Origin of the sequence: Pseudosulfitobacter koreensis, from assembly GCF_024733015.1 — a bacterium.
In the GTDB taxonomy this organism is placed as follows: Bacteria; Pseudomonadota; Alphaproteobacteria; order Rhodobacterales; family Rhodobacteraceae; genus Pseudosulfitobacter; species Pseudosulfitobacter koreensis.
Genome location: NZ_JANKJG010000007.1, coordinates 19,955 through 36,509, shown reverse-complemented (window position 1 = coordinate 36,509; position 16,555 = coordinate 19,955). Strand labels below are relative to the sequence as shown.

The 16,555-nt window shown below is 64.9% G+C and carries 14 protein-coding genes; 5 read left to right on the top strand and 9 right to left on the bottom strand.

The window, feature by feature from the left end; translation table 11 throughout:
- Positions 1 to 243: 243 nt before the first annotated feature.
- Complete coding sequence (locus tag NTA49_RS10595) at positions 244 to 1,065, bottom strand: NAD-dependent epimerase/dehydratase family protein (RefSeq protein WP_258294727.1); 822 nt, start codon at positions 1,063 to 1,065, stop codon at positions 244 to 246.
- 243 nt (positions 1,066 to 1,308) lie between these two features.
- On the opposite strand from NTA49_RS10595, the gene NTA49_RS10590 reads away from it, so the two are divergent.
- From NTA49_RS10590 to NTA49_RS10570, 5 genes are all read left to right on the top strand, one after another.
- On the top strand, positions 1,309 to 2,085 hold the full coding sequence (locus NTA49_RS10590; RefSeq protein ID WP_258294726.1) for a transglutaminase-like domain-containing protein: 777 nt from the start codon (positions 1,309 to 1,311) through the stop codon (positions 2,083 to 2,085).
- Between the two features lie 215 nt (positions 2,086 to 2,300).
- Positions 2,301 to 5,432, top strand: coding sequence for a PAS domain S-box protein (locus tag NTA49_RS10585; protein WP_258294725.1), 3,132 nt, complete (start codon positions 2,301 to 2,303; stop codon positions 5,430 to 5,432).
- Between the two features lie 55 nt (positions 5,433 to 5,487).
- Entirely contained in the window at positions 5,488 to 6,705 is a 1,218-nt protein-coding gene (locus tag NTA49_RS10580) for a TetR/AcrR family transcriptional regulator (RefSeq protein WP_258294724.1), read from the top strand.
- A 287-nt stretch (positions 6,706 to 6,992) separates the two neighbouring features.
- Entirely contained in the window at positions 6,993 to 7,127 is a 135-nt protein-coding gene (locus NTA49_RS10575; protein WP_258294723.1) for a hypothetical protein, read from the top strand.
- Positions 7,128 to 7,275: 148 nt separating this feature from the next.
- Positions 7,276 to 7,554: a hypothetical protein gene (locus NTA49_RS10570; protein ID WP_258294722.1), complete on the top strand. Its 279-nt coding sequence runs from the start codon at positions 7,276 to 7,278 to the stop codon at positions 7,552 to 7,554.
- A gap of 3 nt (positions 7,555 to 7,557) precedes the next feature.
- Here the strand turns inward: NTA49_RS10570 and NTA49_RS10565 are convergent, their stop codons facing one another.
- From NTA49_RS10565 to NTA49_RS10530, 8 genes are all read right to left on the bottom strand, one after another.
- Positions 7,558 to 9,816, bottom strand: coding sequence for a xanthine dehydrogenase family protein molybdopterin-binding subunit (locus NTA49_RS10565; RefSeq protein WP_258294721.1), 2,259 nt, complete (start codon positions 9,814 to 9,816; stop codon positions 7,558 to 7,560).
- Positions 9,816 to 10,817, bottom strand: coding sequence for an FAD binding domain-containing protein (locus NTA49_RS10560; RefSeq protein WP_258294720.1), 1,002 nt, complete (start codon positions 10,815 to 10,817; stop codon positions 9,816 to 9,818). Before NTA49_RS10560 ends, NTA49_RS10565 begins: the two co-directional genes overlap by 1 nt.
- Positions 10,818 to 10,820: 3 nt before the next feature.
- On the bottom strand, positions 10,821 to 11,432 hold the full coding sequence (locus NTA49_RS10555; protein WP_258294719.1) for a (2Fe-2S)-binding protein: 612 nt from the start codon (positions 11,430 to 11,432) through the stop codon (positions 10,821 to 10,823).
- 316 nt (positions 11,433 to 11,748) lie between these two features.
- Positions 11,749 to 12,213, bottom strand: coding sequence for a phosphatase domain-containing protein (locus tag NTA49_RS10550; RefSeq protein ID WP_258294718.1), 465 nt, complete (start codon positions 12,211 to 12,213; stop codon positions 11,749 to 11,751).
- Positions 12,210 to 12,755 (bottom strand): histidine phosphatase family protein, encoded by a 546-nt coding sequence (locus tag NTA49_RS10545; RefSeq protein WP_258294717.1) that lies wholly within the window; start codon positions 12,753 to 12,755, stop codon positions 12,210 to 12,212. The genes NTA49_RS10550 and NTA49_RS10545 overlap by 4 nt, the downstream gene beginning before the upstream one ends.
- Positions 12,752 to 13,819, bottom strand: a complete 1,068-nt coding sequence (locus tag NTA49_RS10540) for an MBL fold metallo-hydrolase (protein ID WP_258294716.1) — start codon at positions 13,817 to 13,819, stop codon at positions 12,752 to 12,754. Before NTA49_RS10540 ends, NTA49_RS10545 begins: the two co-directional genes overlap by 4 nt.
- The gene (locus tag NTA49_RS10535) at positions 13,820 to 14,869 is read right to left on the bottom strand and encodes an ABC transporter ATP-binding protein (RefSeq protein WP_258294715.1); all 1,050 of its coding nucleotides are present in this window, start codon (positions 14,867 to 14,869) and stop codon (positions 13,820 to 13,822) included.
- Positions 14,857 to 16,548, bottom strand: a complete 1,692-nt coding sequence (locus NTA49_RS10530) for an ABC transporter permease (RefSeq protein ID WP_258294714.1) — start codon at positions 16,546 to 16,548, stop codon at positions 14,857 to 14,859. Before NTA49_RS10530 ends, NTA49_RS10535 begins: the two co-directional genes overlap by 13 nt.
- Between the last annotated feature and the right edge of the window lie 7 nt (positions 16,549 to 16,555).

Sequence of the window (16,555 nt, the reverse complement as noted above, 5' to 3'; positions counted from 1 at the left end):
AGCATGGGAACGCAGGATCATCCGCCGCCTCGACGGTGGCGCGGCACGCGAACACTGTGAACAGGATACGGTTATCCCTCAATCGAGCGCCCGCCGCACAGCGGACGGCCTGCAAACGGGCAGAGCGGACACAATATGCCGAAACGCGGCCCTCTGCCACTCTCTTCGCAGGGCTGCGACGCAATAGCCCGTGGCAGCGCGCACATGTGTCACACCCGACGCTGGTGCGTTCGGGAGCAGACGTCATGCTTCGGTTCTGACCCCAACGACCACCGGCGGGTCGGTCAGGTTGTCAGGATACGCGCCAAAGTTCAAAAGATCGCGGCGTCCGTAGGTGTCGGCGATGCTTTCGGCCAATGCCCGGATGGTCACGCCCCGGCCGCTGCAGATGTTGGTGGCACCCACCCTGCCTGCGGTGATGTCGCGCACCAGCATGTCCGCCGCCTGCCCGACTTCGGTATAGTCGCGCAGCGCGGTGCCGGCGGTCAGGTCCACCGGCACACCGCGCCCCAGCTTGTCGTGCAGCTGCGGGACCAGACGCCGCGCGTCCTCGCGCGGGCCGTGCAGATAGAAAAGCCGCGCCCAGAGGAAGGCGATGCCCGCCGTTTCGCACCACGCGGTCAGCATGGTGAAGGTCGCGACCTTGGCGGCGGCATAGGGGGTTTGCGGTGCGAGGGGCGTGTCAACGGACAGGGTTCCCACGCTGAGATCGTATTCGAAACAGGTGCCCGCCCCGACAAACCGGCGCAGGCCTGCGGCCCCTCTGGCCATGGCCAGCGTGCCTGCCACGCAATCCAGGTTCCGCCCGGATGTCAGGTATTTGCCCGGCTCGGCGTACCATGCCAGATGCACCAGCGTGTCGATGCCTTGCAAGGTTTCGGCCCACCACGCAGGGCTTTGCGCAAAGACGTCCTCGCAGGGGACGATGCGCACATCCGCCCCCTCAAGCCTGTCTGCCGATCCTTCGCGGATCACGCAGGTGACGTCATGGCCTGCGGCGACCAGCTTTTGCACCACGGGCAGTCCGACAAACCCGGTGCCGCCGGTGACAAGGATGCGCGTCATCGCAGCGCGGCCCGGCCGGGGCAGACCGGGGCCTGCGGGTGCGTCGTCAGATCGCAATTCATTGCCTGGGCGTCTCCTTGTGGTGCGGGATCACTATCGGGCGCCTCGTCCGTAATGCAACACCCTGACACGGCAGGTTGCGCAGTCTTGCCTGTTTGCTCGCATTCCGCGCGCCGCAGTTTATGTTGGGATCCAGCGCCGTCTGCACGGCCAAGCTGCACTCATGGCCAGAGGGACAACCGGATGCGCATTCAGATCGACGTTGCGATGCAATACCGTTTCACGCGGCCCAACACGATTTTCCTGACCATCGAAGCCGCGAAATGCGCAGGCCAGACGGTCACCTATGAAAACCTTTATGTCGGGGATATTCCGATCAACCGCATTGCGGGCGATTCCGGCGTGGGTCAGCGGGTCTGGGCGCAGGTGCCGTGGAACGAGCTGAGCATGAGCTACAAAGCACAGGTGGACGTGACCCGCCAGCCCGTCGCATTGGAGCGGTTGAGCGCGGTTCCCGTGCATCTGATCCCTGCCGAGGTGGCACCGTACCTGCGGCCCTCGCGCTATTGCCAGTCCGACAAGTTCGGGGCGTTCGTCGAGAAACGCTTTGGCAATCTGCAGGGCGGTCAGAAGGTCGCCGCGATGCGCAGCTGGATCGAGGCCAACCTGACCTATGTGCCCGGCAGTTCGGATGCGGACACCAACGTGCTGGAAACCTTTGCGGGGCGTCAGGGCGTGTGCCGCGACTATGCCCACCTGATGTGCACGATGGTGCGGGCCGCACAGATCCCGGCGCGGATGGTCGCGGCCTATAGCCCCGACATCATGCCGCCCGACTTCCATGCCATCGCCGAGGTCTGGCTGGACGGAGACTGGCACATGGTAGACGCCACGGGGATGTGCAGCGCCGATTCCACCGCGATCATCGCCGTGGGGCGCGATGCCTATGACATTGCATTCCTTGATTCCCAGGTTCCGGCAGAAATGCTGTACCAGAGCGTTTTCGTGACGCGTATTTAATCCGTTTTAATCAACCCTGCGCTGTCTTGCTTTAAGCAACAGTTGCCGCTATCCCAAGGAAATGTTTCCACTTATCCGAGCAGGTTCTGTCAACAGCCGACCATGCCGCCGCGTTGGCACATTCAGAATCCGCACGATTTGAACGACCCTTGGCGCTTTCCAGCCGACAGAATTGATGAAGAATAATAAATGAGACTTTTGAGGCCGAGTTCCAGATGAGCCCAATCAATTCGCCGAGCGCCATGCAGACCGTGGCCGCGACCGTTGTGCTGATGATTGCCGCGATTGTCGGCAATTACACCGATTTGCAGATTTCGTTCTCGGTGGCCTTTATCTTTGGCTCTGTGGCAACCCTGCTGGCCCTGCGCTTTCTGGGTTTGGTGCCCGCGCTGGCGGTGGCCTTTGCTGGCGGAGCCTTTACCTGGCTGAACTGGGGCCACCCCTATGTGCTGGCGGTGATGCTGTGCGAGGTGATCTTTGTCAGCCTTGCGACCCGCCGTTTGAGAAATATGGCGCTGTCGGATGCGGCGTTTTGGGTGCTGGTCGGCGGCCCGCTGGTGCTTTTGGTGTATCGCTTCGTGCTGGATCTGCCGTTTGATACGGCGTTCATGATCGCGTTGAAGCAATCCGCCAATGGCGTGATGAATGCGACCATCGCCACCTTCATCGTGGTCGGCATCACGCTCAGCCCGCTCAGCCATTGGTTCAGACCGACGCGCGTGTCCTATACCGGCATCGTGTTCGCGGTTCTGATGTTTCTGGTCACGGTGATCGGCGTGGCGCTGATCGTGCCGGGCAGCCGCAATCTGTATGCCTCGGAAGAGGCGAAGATTTCCGAAAGCCTGCAGTTGATGCTGGCGCTGACCCGCGAGGAGCTGGAGGAAGCGTCGGAGGGTGCGGCCACGCCCGAAGCCACCCAGATCGCGCTGCGCGCAGCGTCGGTCAGGGTCAATGCGCTGGTGGAATTGCAGGGCGATGTGGTGTTCGGCCTGCTGGACGCGGGGGGCAATCTGATCGCATCGACCGGCGCGCTTTACAGCATTGGCGATGTGCCGCCCGACCCGCGCGCGCAGATGCAGACGTGGGAGCCGCAGGGCGATATGGCCGTGATGAAGCGCACGCAAGACAGCCGGTACGTCACCTTCCTGCCGGTGACGTTGGCTGGAACGGCGGCGGGGGCGCAGCATATCATCGCAGCGGAATATCCGGTTGCGCCGCTGATCGCGAGGCTAACGCACTACAGCAAGACCGCGATGATGGTGCTGGCGGCGATCATGCTGCTGTCGACCGTTCTGGCGCAGTTGCTCAGCCAACTGACCACCCGGTCGCTGCGCAATCTGGCGCAACTGGGCAATTCGGTGACGCAGGCGGTCGCCTCGGGCGATCCAAGACCGCCGCAGTTTCCCAAGAGCAATATCATCGAGTACGATATGCTATCGAATGCGCTGCAGGAAATGAGCACCCATATCGTAAAGGACTTTGCCGCGCTTTCGCATCTCAAGGACACGCTGGAAGACCGCGTGCGGGTGCGCGCCGGTGAACTGACGCGGCTTTCGCAGGTGGCAAGCCAGACGACCAATGGCATCATGATCACCGATATCGACGGACAGATCGACTGGGTCAACGACGGCTTTACGCGCATTTCGGGCTATGCGCCCGAAGAGGTAAAGGGCAAGATCCCCGGCGATCTGTTCTTTGGCGCCAAATCCAGCCCGGTCACCGTCGCGCAGATCCGCAAGGCGTTCAACAACCGCGAGAAGTTCGAAGCCGAATTCCTGACCTATACGCGCGCGGGCGACGAGATCTGGGTTTCGGTGACCTGCAGCCCGCTGAATGACAATGGTGCCTTTACCGGGTTCATGGCGATCGTGTCGGACATCACCGACCGCAAGACCAGTTCGGACGTTCTGGAACGCACGCTGGAACGGCTGGGGCTGGCGCTGGAAACCGGGCACATCGGCGTCTGGGAATGGAACATCAAGAGCGACGAGACGACCTGGGATGACACGGTCTATGACATCTACGGCGTCCCGCGCGGCACCGAGATCAACGCCGCACGGTGGAAAAGTTGTCTGCACCCCGACGACGTGCCGCGCAACGACCAGTTGTTCGAAGCGGCGCGCGACCCGGCAAAGGGCATATTGGCCGACGAATACCGGGTGAACCACAGCACGCGCGGCGAGCGGATCGTCAAGAGCGTCTCGAAGATCATCTACGACAAGGAAGGCGCGCCCGCGCGGATCACCGGCGTGAACTTTGACGTGACAGAGGATCGCCGCAAGGAGCAGGAGGTCAGGGAGCTGGCCCAGCACGCCGAGACGGTCCTGAACCACATCGTCGACGGGATCATCACCGTGGACATGAAGGGGCGCATACGGTCCTTCAACGCGGCGGCGCAGAACATGTTCGGCCACTCGGAGGCCGAGGTGATGGGCAAACATTTCGGGGTTCTGTTCCACGAGGACCAGAAGGATGTGCTCAAGCAGCTTTACCTTGAGTTCTCGCACCAGACCGAGGCGCAGCGGCGCGAGGCGCATGAAATTCAGGGACGGCGCAAGTCGGGCGTGGATTTCCCCCTCGAATTCGCCTTTGCCGAGGTGCAGCGCAACAACGAGCGGCTGTTCGTGGCCATCGCGCGCGATATCACCGAACGCAAACGTGTCGAGCGGATGACCAAGGAGTTCATCTCGACCATCAACCACGAATTGCGCACGCCGCTGACGTCGATCCAGGGCTCGCTGAAGCTGATCGAAAGCGGGTTGATCGGCCCCCTGCCCGAAAAGGTGGAAAAGATGGTCGCGGTGTCCTTGCGCAACAGCGACAGGCTGCGCACGCTGATCGACGATCTGCTGGACATCGACCGCACCATTTCCGGCAACATGCGGTTCAACATCACCCGCAACGCGTTGAAACCACTGCTGGAACAGGTGATTTCCGACAATCAGGGCTTTGCCGAGACGCACCGGATCGCGCTGACGCTGACGCCTGACGTGCCGGAGGTGGATGTGGATATCGACCGGGACCGCTTCATTCAGATCATGTCGAATTTCATCTCGAACGCGATCAAGTTCTCGGATGCGGACGGCAAGGTTCTGGTCGATGTCAAAGGCACCGAGACGGACGTGACCATTCACATCATCGACGAAGGCTGCGGTATCCCCCCCGCGCTGCACGAGCAGATCTTCGAAAAGTTCTTTCGGGTGGATTCGTCGGATTCCAGTTCGATCGGGGGCACCGGGCTGGGCCTGTCCATCGCCAAGGCGATGGCCGAGCAGATGAACGCCACGGTCGGTCTGCATTCGGCGGTCGGCGAAGGCAGCGATTTCTGGATCAGGATACCGCTGTGAGCGCGCTTGTGTCTTTCGCCGCCTGTGCCTGCCCCTCGTGACGGATGGCCCCGCCATGTCCGACGCAGCCACGCTGCGCTATCACAAGCGGCGCGAGACGATCCTGGATGCGGCATCTGATCAGATCAACAGCCACGGGTTGAAGGGGCTGAGGCTGGTCAGTGTCGCCGAAGCCGTGGGCCTGAACACCACGTCGATCACCCATTATTTCAAACGCCGCGACCTGCTGGCCGCAGCCACCCTGGAACGCGCGATCCGACGGCTGGACGACATGGCGGCAGAGGCGGCCACCGAACCCGATCCGCGTGCGCGTGTCGCCAGACTGTTCGCGCTGCACTTCGCGCTTGTCGCCCGCATCCGCCGCGCCGAGGCGCATCCCGAAACCCGCCTGTCGGACCTGCGTGCGCTGGACGACCCCGCGCGCGGCGCGCTGATTGTGCGCTACAGGGCGGTGCTGGACAGGGTCGCAGGCTTTTTCGGCGCCTCGGTGGACCCCGATCAGCAGGCCCGCAATACGGCCCGCGCGCAGGTGCTGATGGACATCCTGCACTGGTCGCGGATCTGGACGCCGCACTATTCCGTTTCGGATTTCACGCGGGTGCAGGCGCAGCTGATGGCGCTGATGGACTACGGGCTGGCCCCGGCGGGTGTCGCCTGGGCCCCGCAGGTGCTGCCGCTGGACACAGGGCCGGATGACACCGGCGAGATCGGGCGCGAAGCCTATCTGCGGGCGGGGACGCATCTGCTGAACGAACGCGGCTATCGCGGTGCGTCGGTCGAGGGGATCGCGGCACGTCTCAACGTGTCGAAGGGCAGTTTCTACCATCATCTCGCCGGCAAGGACGAGCTGGTACTGGCCTGCTTCACCCGCAGCTATCAACGCACAACGCGCGCACAGACGATGGCGATGGAGAGCCCCGGCACCTGGTGGGACCGCATCGCGTCGTGCATGGCCACGCTGCTGCATATCCAGTTCGACGCGCGCTTTCCGTTGCTGCGCACCATCGCCATGCAGGCCCTGCCCCCCGAGCGGCGGCCCGACGTACTGCAGCTGTCCGAGCGGATGGCGCAGCGGTTTGCGGGCATGATGTTCGACGGCATGGCCGAAGGGTCAGTGCGTCACGTCGATCCGTTCATCGCCAGCCAGTGCCTTCTGGCGGTCCTGAACGGTGCCATCGACCAGCACCAGTGGGCCGCGGCGCGCCCGACCCGGCAAGACGCGGTGGCGATCTATGCAGCGCCCTTCGTGCACGGGATTTTCGACCCCGACTGAGCCGTCGGCAATCTGTTGCGCATTGGGCGGGGGGCCTGATTGGCCGATCCTGAAATACCTCTTGAAGAGACGGGGATTTGGCGCATTATCACAGTGTAGTACATCTGCCCCAGTGGCGGTGAAACCGGGCGCTGCCAAAGGCGTCCCGCGCCAGACCACCAGCAGCGGCACGACACTTTTTTCAGACCGAAAGACCACCGCACGACCCCCTGATTGGTGCGGTGCACGACCGCAGCCATGCCCCTGCCATCCCGGCACCGGATCGCTGCACTTTGGAAGGACATTCCATGTCTAAAGGCAACAACAAGCGCGGCAACAAGGAAACCAAGAAGCCCAAACAGGAAAAGCCGAAGGTATTGGCGACGGCAAATTCCCTGGCGGGCAAGAACGATCTGTCGATTGGCGGCAAGAAAGCCAAATAGTACCGCCGCTGGCCCCGGCCCCTTCGACCCACAAGACCGAAGGGGCCGCATGCAGCCCACCTGCCCCCCACTCGCGCCGGTAGACAAAGCCCCGCAACCCTGCCAAGCATCCCCCGGCATGTTGCAAGAACAAATCAGGACCACACGAATGACCGACGACAGTGAAACCGCGCCCAAGGTCCGTTACATCTGCCAGACCTATGTGGAAAAATCATCCGGTCGGGGTCAGCCCAGCCTGCAGATCGACAAGCAGTTTCAATACACCTCGGCCGAACAGGCCCGCGAACGGGCCGAGCGCGAGTGCCGCTCGGATGCCTGTGCCGGGGCCGATGCCTATTCGGTGATCGAGGACCCCGCCTCGGGCGAGGTGGGCGAGCCTGCGTTTATCGTTCGCTTGGGCAACGTGCCTGAATTCGACACGTTCTGAGCCTCAGACCAGATCGGACATCCGGATCGGCAGCTTGCGCAGGCGTTTGCCGGTGGCGTGGTGGACCGCATTGGCAATCGCGGCGGCGGTGCCGACGATGCCAAGCTCTCCGATGCCCTTGACGCCCAGCGGGTTCACATAATCGTCCTGCTCGTCCAGCATCTCGACACGGACCTCGCGCACGTCGGCGTTCACCGGGATCAGGTATTCGGCGATGTTCGCGTTCAGGAAACGGGCGCGCGGCTTGTCGACCTCGGTGATCTCGTGGAGCGCCGAGCCGATGCCCCAGACCATGCCGCCCATCAGTTGCGAATGGGCCGTCTTGCGGTTTAGGATCGTACCGGCGGCGAAAGAGCCGTGCAGGCGCGGCACCCGGATTTCATGGGTCCAGCGGTGCACGTGGACCTCTGCCATTTCCGCGCCGAAGGCGAACATCGCGAATTCCGGCGTGACCGGCCCGGCGGTGCCGTAACCGCCCGCGAAAGTGGCGCGGATAAGCTGGTCGGTCAGGGCCGGGTGGCGAAATTCACCGACCGCCTCGACCTCGCCCGCAGCCGTGGCGGCAAGCGCTTCGACCAGAGGCTGGCTTTGACCGCCCGGTCCGCGCAGCACGCCGTCGTCCAGGGTAACCTGCGCGGGGTCGAGACCGGCAAGCGGCCCTTCGGACCGGGCGGTGACTTCGGTGGCGACCATGCGCGCGATGCGCAAACAGGCGTCGTGCACGGCGGAGCCCGCCGAGGCGGCGGTGGTCGAGCCGCCCGAGAGCGGCGCCACGGGCAGGTCCGCCTCGCCCATGACCACGTCGCAGGCGCCCACCGGCAGGCCGAGGCGTGCCGCGGCGATCTGGGCGAAGATGGTGTAGCTGCCGGTGCCCACATCGTGCGCGGCCAGTTCTATATAGGCGTTGCCGGTGCCCTGCATCCGGACCCGCGCATTCGAGGCCAGGATGTTCGTCGGATAGGTCGCGGTCGCACAGCCGTAGCCGACAAGCCAGTCGCCGTCAGTCATGCTGCCCGGCTCGGGCGTGCGGTTCTGCCAGCCGAAACCTTCCGAGACGGAATCGTAACATTCCATCAGCGAGCGCGACGAGAACGGCACGTCTTCGACCGGATGGCGGTCGGTGTCGTTGACGCGGCGCATCTCGACGGGATCGACGCCGACCTTGTGCGCCAGTTCGTCCATCGCCTGTTCGAGGCCGAAGAACGTCTGCATCTCGTTCGGGGCGCGCATGAAGCCGCCGGTGTTGGTGTCGGAGCGTGCAAGGCGCTGTTCAGTATGGATATTCGGGCTGGCATACATCGCGCGGGTGATGTGCGTGCCGGGATTGACCACCGCATCGAACTGCGAGGTCTGGGCGATCTCGATATGCTCGAAGGCGGTCAGCTTGCCGTTGGCATCCGCACCCAGACGAAACTTTTGCACGGATTCGGGGCGGAAGGTGGCCACGGTGTACATCTGCGGACGCGTCACGATGAGGCGCACCGGGGCGCCGACGGCCTTGGCCGCCGCAATCGTCAACATCGTGTAGGGGGTGATCCCCGCCTTGGAGCCGAACGCGCCGCCGACAAATGGCGATATCACCCGCACCGAGGTTTCGGGAAGATCGTAGGCGGCGGCGATCCCGCCGCGCAGGGTGCGCACAGATTGCGAGGGCATCCAGACCGTCAGCCTGTCGCCGCGCCACTCCGCCGTGGCCGAGAACATCTCCATCGGGTTGTGGTGCTGGAAGGGCGTGGTGTATTCGACGTCCACGGTCTGGGCCGCTTCGGCGAGACCGGCGTCTATGTCGCCCTTGGTCGTCACCATGCCCTTGTTGTCGCCTTGCGCGCCGATGACAAAACTGTCGGCGGGGTCCATGTGGATGTTCGGCGTGCCGACTTCGTACTCGGCCGAAATCAGCTGCGCCCCGCGCCGCGCCGCAGCGGCGGTCTGGGCCACGACATATGCGATAGGCTGGCCTGCGTATTTGATCTCGGGGCCTTCCATCGGCCAGAAGCTGGCAGAGCCGGGACCGCCCGCGTAGAATCCCTTGACCGTCTTGTAGTCGGGCAGGGTCTCGTGGGTCAGCACCGCGACGACGCCGGGTTCGGCCTCGGCGGCGCTGGTATCGAGGCTGGTCAGCGTTCCCACGGCAATCGAGGATGTGGCAAGCGCGCCGTGCAACATGCCCGCGGGCAGGACGTCGGCGGCGTAGGTCGCGGTGCCGGTGACCTTGCGGGGGGCATCGGTGCGGGTGACTGCGGTGTTGATTGTCTGGGCCATCATTCGCCTCCTGTCGCGCGTGCGTGCGCGGTCATCAGGGCACCGGCAACGACGTCGGCACCCAGTTTGATCTTGTACTCAGAACCTTCGAGCGGGACCGCATCGGCGAATGCGATGCGTCCGGCCTCGCGGGCGGTCTCTTCGGTCAGGGGGCCGCCTTTCAGGCTGTCCTCGGCTGCGCGGGCGCGCCATGGCACCGCGGCAACCCCGCCGATTGCGATGCGGGCGTCACGCACCGTGTCGCCGTCCATGTCGAGGCCGACGGCGGCAGAGGCGCTGGCGAAGGCATAGCTTTCGCGGTCCCGCGCCTTGAGGTAGTGGCTGGCTTTCAACGCCCCTGTCACGGGCACGGTGATGCCGGTGACGATCTCGCCCCGGTTCAGGATCGTTTCAATGTGCGGCGTGTCGCCGGGCAGGACGTGCAGGTCGGCGAAGGGGATGGTGCGCGCGCCGCCCGGCCCCTTGGTGGTGACTTCGGCATCGAAGGCCACGAGAGCCTGGGCAAAATCGCCGGGATACATCGCCACGCAGGCGTCGGAGCCGCCCAGGATGGCGTGCAGGTTCGTCTCGCCCCCGTCGAGCGCGGCACAGCCCGAGCCGGGGTTGCGCTTGTTGCACTGGGCGTAAGCGGTGTCGCGAAAATACGGGCAGCGGGTCTGTTGCAGGATGTTGCCACCCAGTCGTGCGGCGTGGCGCAGTTGCGGGCTGGCTGCTTTCCACAGGGATTCCGTCAACACGGGTGCCGCGGTTTTCAGCGCGTCGTCGTCGCCAACCTCGGCCATGCGGGCAAGTGCTCCGAAGGTGATGCGGTCGGAACCCACGTCATAGCCTTCGAGTTCGCTGAGCGAGGTGATGTCGACAAGCGCCTGCGGCTCCCACACCCCGATCTTCATCAGATCGACCATGGTGGTGCCCCCGGCAAGGATTTCGGCGCCATCCGCGCGGGCGGCTTCGATGGCGGCGGCGATGTCGGTCGGGCGGTGATAGTCAAAATTGCGCATCGCTCAACCCTCCTGCCCGTCGCGGACGGCTTCGACCGCGGCGACAATGTTGGGATAGGCACCGCAGCGGCAAAGATTGCCGCTCATGTATTCGCGGATTTCGGCGGCGTCACCGGCGTGGCCCTCGTCGATACAGGCAATGGCCGACAGGATCTGGCCGGGGGTGCAGTAGCCGCATTGGAACGCGTCGTTTTCGGCAAAGGCCTGTTGCATCGGGTGCAGATTGCCCGTCGGATCGGCCAGCCCCTCGACGGTGACCACATCGGCGCCGTCCGCCGTCACGGCAAGCGTGAGACACGAGTTGATACGGCGGCCATCCAGCAGCACGGTACAGGCGCCGCATTGGCCTTGGTTGCAGCCGATTTTCGTGCCGGTCAGGCCGAGCACATCGCGCAGGGCCTCGACCAGCGTCGTGCGCGGCTCGACCCCCAAGGTGCGCCGCTGGCCGTTGACGGTCAGGCTGATGTGGCGCTGCTCCTGGGCGGCCAGTTCGGGCGCATCCTGCGCCTGAGCCTTCGAGCCGGCGAGGCCCATGGCGGCCCCGACCGCACCGGACGATCCCAGAAAACTGCGGCGCGAAAGGCCCGGTTTTGGTGGCTTGGACGATTTTGTCATTTAGCTTCCCCCTGCAACTTCAGCGCCTGAAAATATCTGGGCACGCAACCGTCCCCGGAAGGGAAACCAGCGCCAGGCGGTCAGGGTTCCACGTTTTATGGCCGGGCGGGCGGTGACAGGTCCGGTGTCAGACCTGTGACGCAAGAAGCAGGGCCGCGGTCACAGCTCAGGCAGGCCACGTTCAAAGTGTCGTTCAGAACCTTGATCCCGGGGCGCAATACCGCGTTGGGGGGCTGCGTTCAGGCGGCCCTGATCGGTGGCAAATACTGCGTGGAAAATCGGGGTTTGTACCTTGAGAAAAAAATCGTCGGCCCCCTCAGAAATCCCCCGGCGCGCATTGCAGGCAGACAAGCCCTTCGGCGCGCCAGGCCTCCACGACCGAACTGCGATCGTCGATGACCAGCCATGGCGCGAGGCCATCCGCCTTCATTTCCGCCAAGGCGCGGCGTTTGACGTCCGGGTCACTGGCCTCGTCCTGATCCTCGCTGCGCAGATAGACGCCGTCGAAGGCAAGATCGTGTTTGCGCAGCCATGCAATCGTGTGTTCGGCCCAGCCCTTGGGCCTGCCCGAGCAGATCACGACCGTCTCGCCGCTTTGCTTCAGCCGCTGCATCAGTCTGGCGACGGGCACGATCAGCGGGGCGTCGGCCATCGCGAGGTGAAACTCCTCCCACCGCTTTTCGACGCCGTGGACCAGATGGCCCAACCGGGCCGCATCGAATTCGGCCAGAGTGCCGTCGATGTCGAACACCACGCAGGGGGTGAATTCGCGGTTTGTCATAGCGTGCTTTCCTTGAAGGTTGCGCCGATGCGCTCGAAGAGGATCGGCACGGCATTGGCGGGGCGCGCCCCGACGGTGCCGGACGTCCAGAGCACGCGGGCGGCGCGGATGATTCCGGAATGGCAGACAAGCACCGGCAGGGCCGCGCCGCTGCCCGCGCAGATCCGGGTGATGGTTAGGCTCACCCGTGCCAGCATTTCCGCCCAGCCCTCGCCGCCCTCGGGGGTGGCGTCGCGCGCGGGCGGTGCGTCCAGGCTGCGGCCCTCGAATATGCCCCAGTCGCGTTCGCGCAAACCTTCGTGCAGGGTCACGTCGCGCCCCGGAAAGGCCAGCGCGCAGGTGTCGCGCGCGCGTGACATGGGGCTGGAAAACAGCGCAATCGGATCGGGCCAGATGCGGTGCGCCAGTGCTGCGGCCTGCGCCCTGCCCTGCGCGGTCAGTGCCACGTCGGTCCGTCCGGCGATGATATGGTCCGCGTTGGCGGTGGTTTCGCCGTGGCGGATCAGGCAGAAGCTGCGGGCAGGCAGGTCCTGCAAGGTCACAGGCGCACCGGATCGTGCAGGAATATCTCGGCGCCGATGTCCTCGACCAGATAGTCCTCGGGCCGGGTGCAGAAGGCCGGCGCCACCCGCCTGGCCCCGAGGCGGTCGAGCATCGCGACCTGATCGCGCAGCGGCGGATGCACGTTCCAGCGCCGGAAATGGCCGCCCGGCACGGTGCAGATGCCACGGGCATGCGCGGTCATATGCCCGGTGAACACGACACTTGCGTCGCGCCCCAGCCGCTCGCTTTCGATCCAGGCGCGCACATAGCCCCAGGCGGCACCGCCGTCGGCATTGGGCGTATCGCAGATCAGGAACCGCGCGCGGTCCATCGGGCCACGGTTCAGCAGCGGCGCGATCTCCTGCACCTGGGGCGACAGCATCGTGCTGGCCAGGGCGGCGCGCAGCGTGGCTTGGCATTCCGGGTCGAGCATCACGCTTTGCGCGCCGTAGCGGCGGATCAGATGCAGCGCCAGTTCGCCCGCGCGTCCCGACGGGGGCACCGGCAACAGCACCTGCCCCTCGAGCCCGTCGAGCAGATCGTCCAGCGCGGCCAGCCTGTCGGACTGCGGCACATCGTCGAGGTGATAGGAACAATCGAGAATGGCGGTGGCGGCGGGCGGCGGCACGTCGAAGGGAAACCAGTTTGACTCCTCGGACCAGTCGCCCGAATAGAACAGCCCGTCACCCAAGGCGAAGTGCATCCAGACGCCGCCCATCGCATGGCCGTTGCGCCCGGTGGTCAGACGCACGCCGTGGATCATCGTCTCGCCCTGTTCGGGCAACAGATGGACACGCGCCGCAGGTGGCAGTGCCTTGGCGGTCTGCGCGGTGGCATAGATCGGCAAGCCCGCCTCGACCGCGTGGGACGCACCGCCGATATGGTCGATGTGGTCATGAGTGATGAACACGGCCTCGGCACCCTCAAGCCAGCGGGGATCGAACTGCGCGTGCGCTTCTGGGCCAAAGCCGCAATCGAGCAGCCAGCGACGGCCGCCGTGGTTGAGTTGCACGCAAGCGGGGCCCTTGTCCCCGATGCCCGAGAGTAGTCTTACGGTGTCCATTCAGTCCTCTGCAAATGCCCAAGGGGTGTCGATGGTCAGGCCCAGCTGGCTGCCGACCTCGAATTTCGCGCGGGTTTCGGCCAGCAGGCAGGTGCCGCAGGCAGCCACGGTTTCCAGCAGGTAGCGCCCGCCCAGATAGGTGACGCGCGCGACCTTGGCGCGCAGGTCGCCGACCTCGGAGATGGTCAGGTTCTCGGGACGCAGGCAGACGTGGCTGACGGTGGCGGTATCGGGGCTGCTTTGCACCGCGATCCGTGCACCCAGCGCGCGGGCTTGCAGCCCCGCGCCGGACATTTGCACGTCGCGCAGCGGCACGACGGTGCCGCGCCCGACGAATTCTGCCACGAACTTGCTGCGGGGGCGCTCGTAGAGGGTCCGGGGCGTGTCGAACTGGCGGATCTGGCCGTGATCCATCACCGCGATCCGGTCGGCCATCGCCATTGCTTCGGCCTGATCGTGGGTGACGTAGACCATCGTGGCCCCGGTGCGTTTGTGAAAATCCGTGAACACGCCCTGCATGGACGCACGCAGCGCCACGTCGAGGTTCGCCAGCGGCTCGTCCAGCAGCACCGCGTCCGGGTCCGACACCAGGCACCGCGCCAGCGCCACGCGCTGACGTTGCCCGCCTGACAGGTCAGACGGCATCCGGTCGGCATAAGGCTCCAGCCCCGTGGCCTCGAGGGCGGCAAGGGTACGGGCCGCGATATCCGCCTTGGGCAGCCTGCGGATTTCCAGCGGATAGGACACGTTGCGGCGTACGTTCATGTGCGGCCAGAGCGCGTAGGATTGGAACACGAAGCCGATGTTGCGGTTCTCGGGCGGGACCATTCGGCCTGCGGCGGCATCGGCCATGTCAGAATCCCCGATGCGGATGGTTCCGGTGCTGGGCATCTCGAAGCCCGCAAGCAGGCGCAGCAGCGTGGTCTTGCCGCAGCCCGAGGGCCCCAGCAGGGCGACGAATTCGCCATCGCGGAAGTGGGTGGTGATGTCGTGCAGGGCGGGGGCGCCTGCGAATGACTTGCCGACGGAAGACAGGCTTATGTCTGCCATGGGACGACTCCTTTCGGGAAGCGGTGCGACAGCAGCTGGATCGCGATCATCAGCCCCATGACCACGGCGACGATGGTCATGGCGAGCGCACTGGCCATCGCGGTTTCGCCGCTGTCGTCGAGGTTGAAGATTACCACGCCCAGCGTCTCGGTGCCGGAGGACCACAAGAGCGCGGAGACCGTCAGCTCGTTGAAGGCGGTCAGGAAGACCAGGATCGCGCCCGCGGCCGCCGCGGGTGCCGACAGCGGAAGGATCACGTCGCGCAGGCGCTGGAAAAGCGATGCCCCGACCGATTGCGCCGCCTCGCCCATCGCCGGGTCAAGCTGTTGCAGGCTGGCTTGCACAGGGCGGAACATCACCGCGAAAAAACGGGCGAGATAGGCGAAGAAGATGATCCAGATCGTGCCGTAGAGCGTGGCTTCGGTGAACGGCAGATTGATCAGCAGCAGGATCATCGCGATCGACAGCACCACCCCCGGCAGCGCATAGGGCAGATCCAGCAGCGTATCGAACAGACTTGCCAGCCGGGTCGGATTGCGCGCCATCAGCCAGGCAAGCGGCAGGCAGATCGTCATCAGAACGGCCGCGGCCCCCAGGGCGAGGCCGAAGGAATTTACAAAGGCGCGCATCGTCACGGGCTGGCGAAAGAGCACCTCGGTCCACGAGGCCAGCGTGATGGTATCAAGCCGCAGGGGCACGCCGTAGGCAGGCACCAGCGAAGTGGCAAGCAGCCCCAGAACCGGCAGAACCAGGATCACGAAGACCACGGCCCAGAGCAATATCTCGACCGGCAGGCGCGCACGGCCCAGCGGGATCGCAAGCGGACGCGAGGTGGAGCCGACCAGATAGACCCTCTGGCGTTTCTGGAAATAGCGCTGCGTCAGGATGCCGACCACGGCCACGGCACCGATCAGCATCGCCAGGACCGAAACCTCGGCCAGAACGCTGGTGCCCATGCCCGCAAGCTTTTGATACACAAGCGTCGGCAGCGTTGCATAGCCTGCCGGAATGCCCAGCATCGCGGGGATGCCGAAATTGCCCAGAGCGGTGACGAAGGTGATCGCGGTGCCTGCGGCAAGGCTGGGCAGTGTCAACGGCATCACCACCTGCCACCAGGTGCGCAGCCCGCGCGCGCCGCTGATGCGGGCGGCCTCGACCACCTCTTGCGGGATCGCGCGCAGCCCTGCGCGCAGCGTCAGAAAGATGATCGACATATGCTGGATGCCCAAAAGCAGGATGATGCCTTCGGCGGAATAGAGCGGCTGCGGCGCGCCAAGCGGCGGCGCAAGGCCGATGGTCTTGAGCAGCACCGAGGACGGGCCCATGATTTGCGTCCACGAAAGAGCGGTGATCTGCGGCGGGATCATCATCGGGATCATCAGGCAAAAGACCAGCGCCGCCTTGGCGCGCAGGTCGGTCAGCGCCACCAGAAAGGCAAAGGCCGAGCCGATCAGCACCGACAGAAGGGTGCCGAAACCTGCCGTCACCAGCGAATGCCTAAGCGCGCTTAACGTGGAGGGCTGCGCCAGAACATCAGCCGCAAGTGACAGGCTGGGGCTGCCCTGATGCGTGATCCCCTCGACAAACAGCCGCAGCACGGGGGCCAGCGTCAGACAGATCGCAACGATCAGGATGGCGGAGAGCAGCCGACCCTCAGACCGGCTGCCCCCTTTTTGCATGGCATTT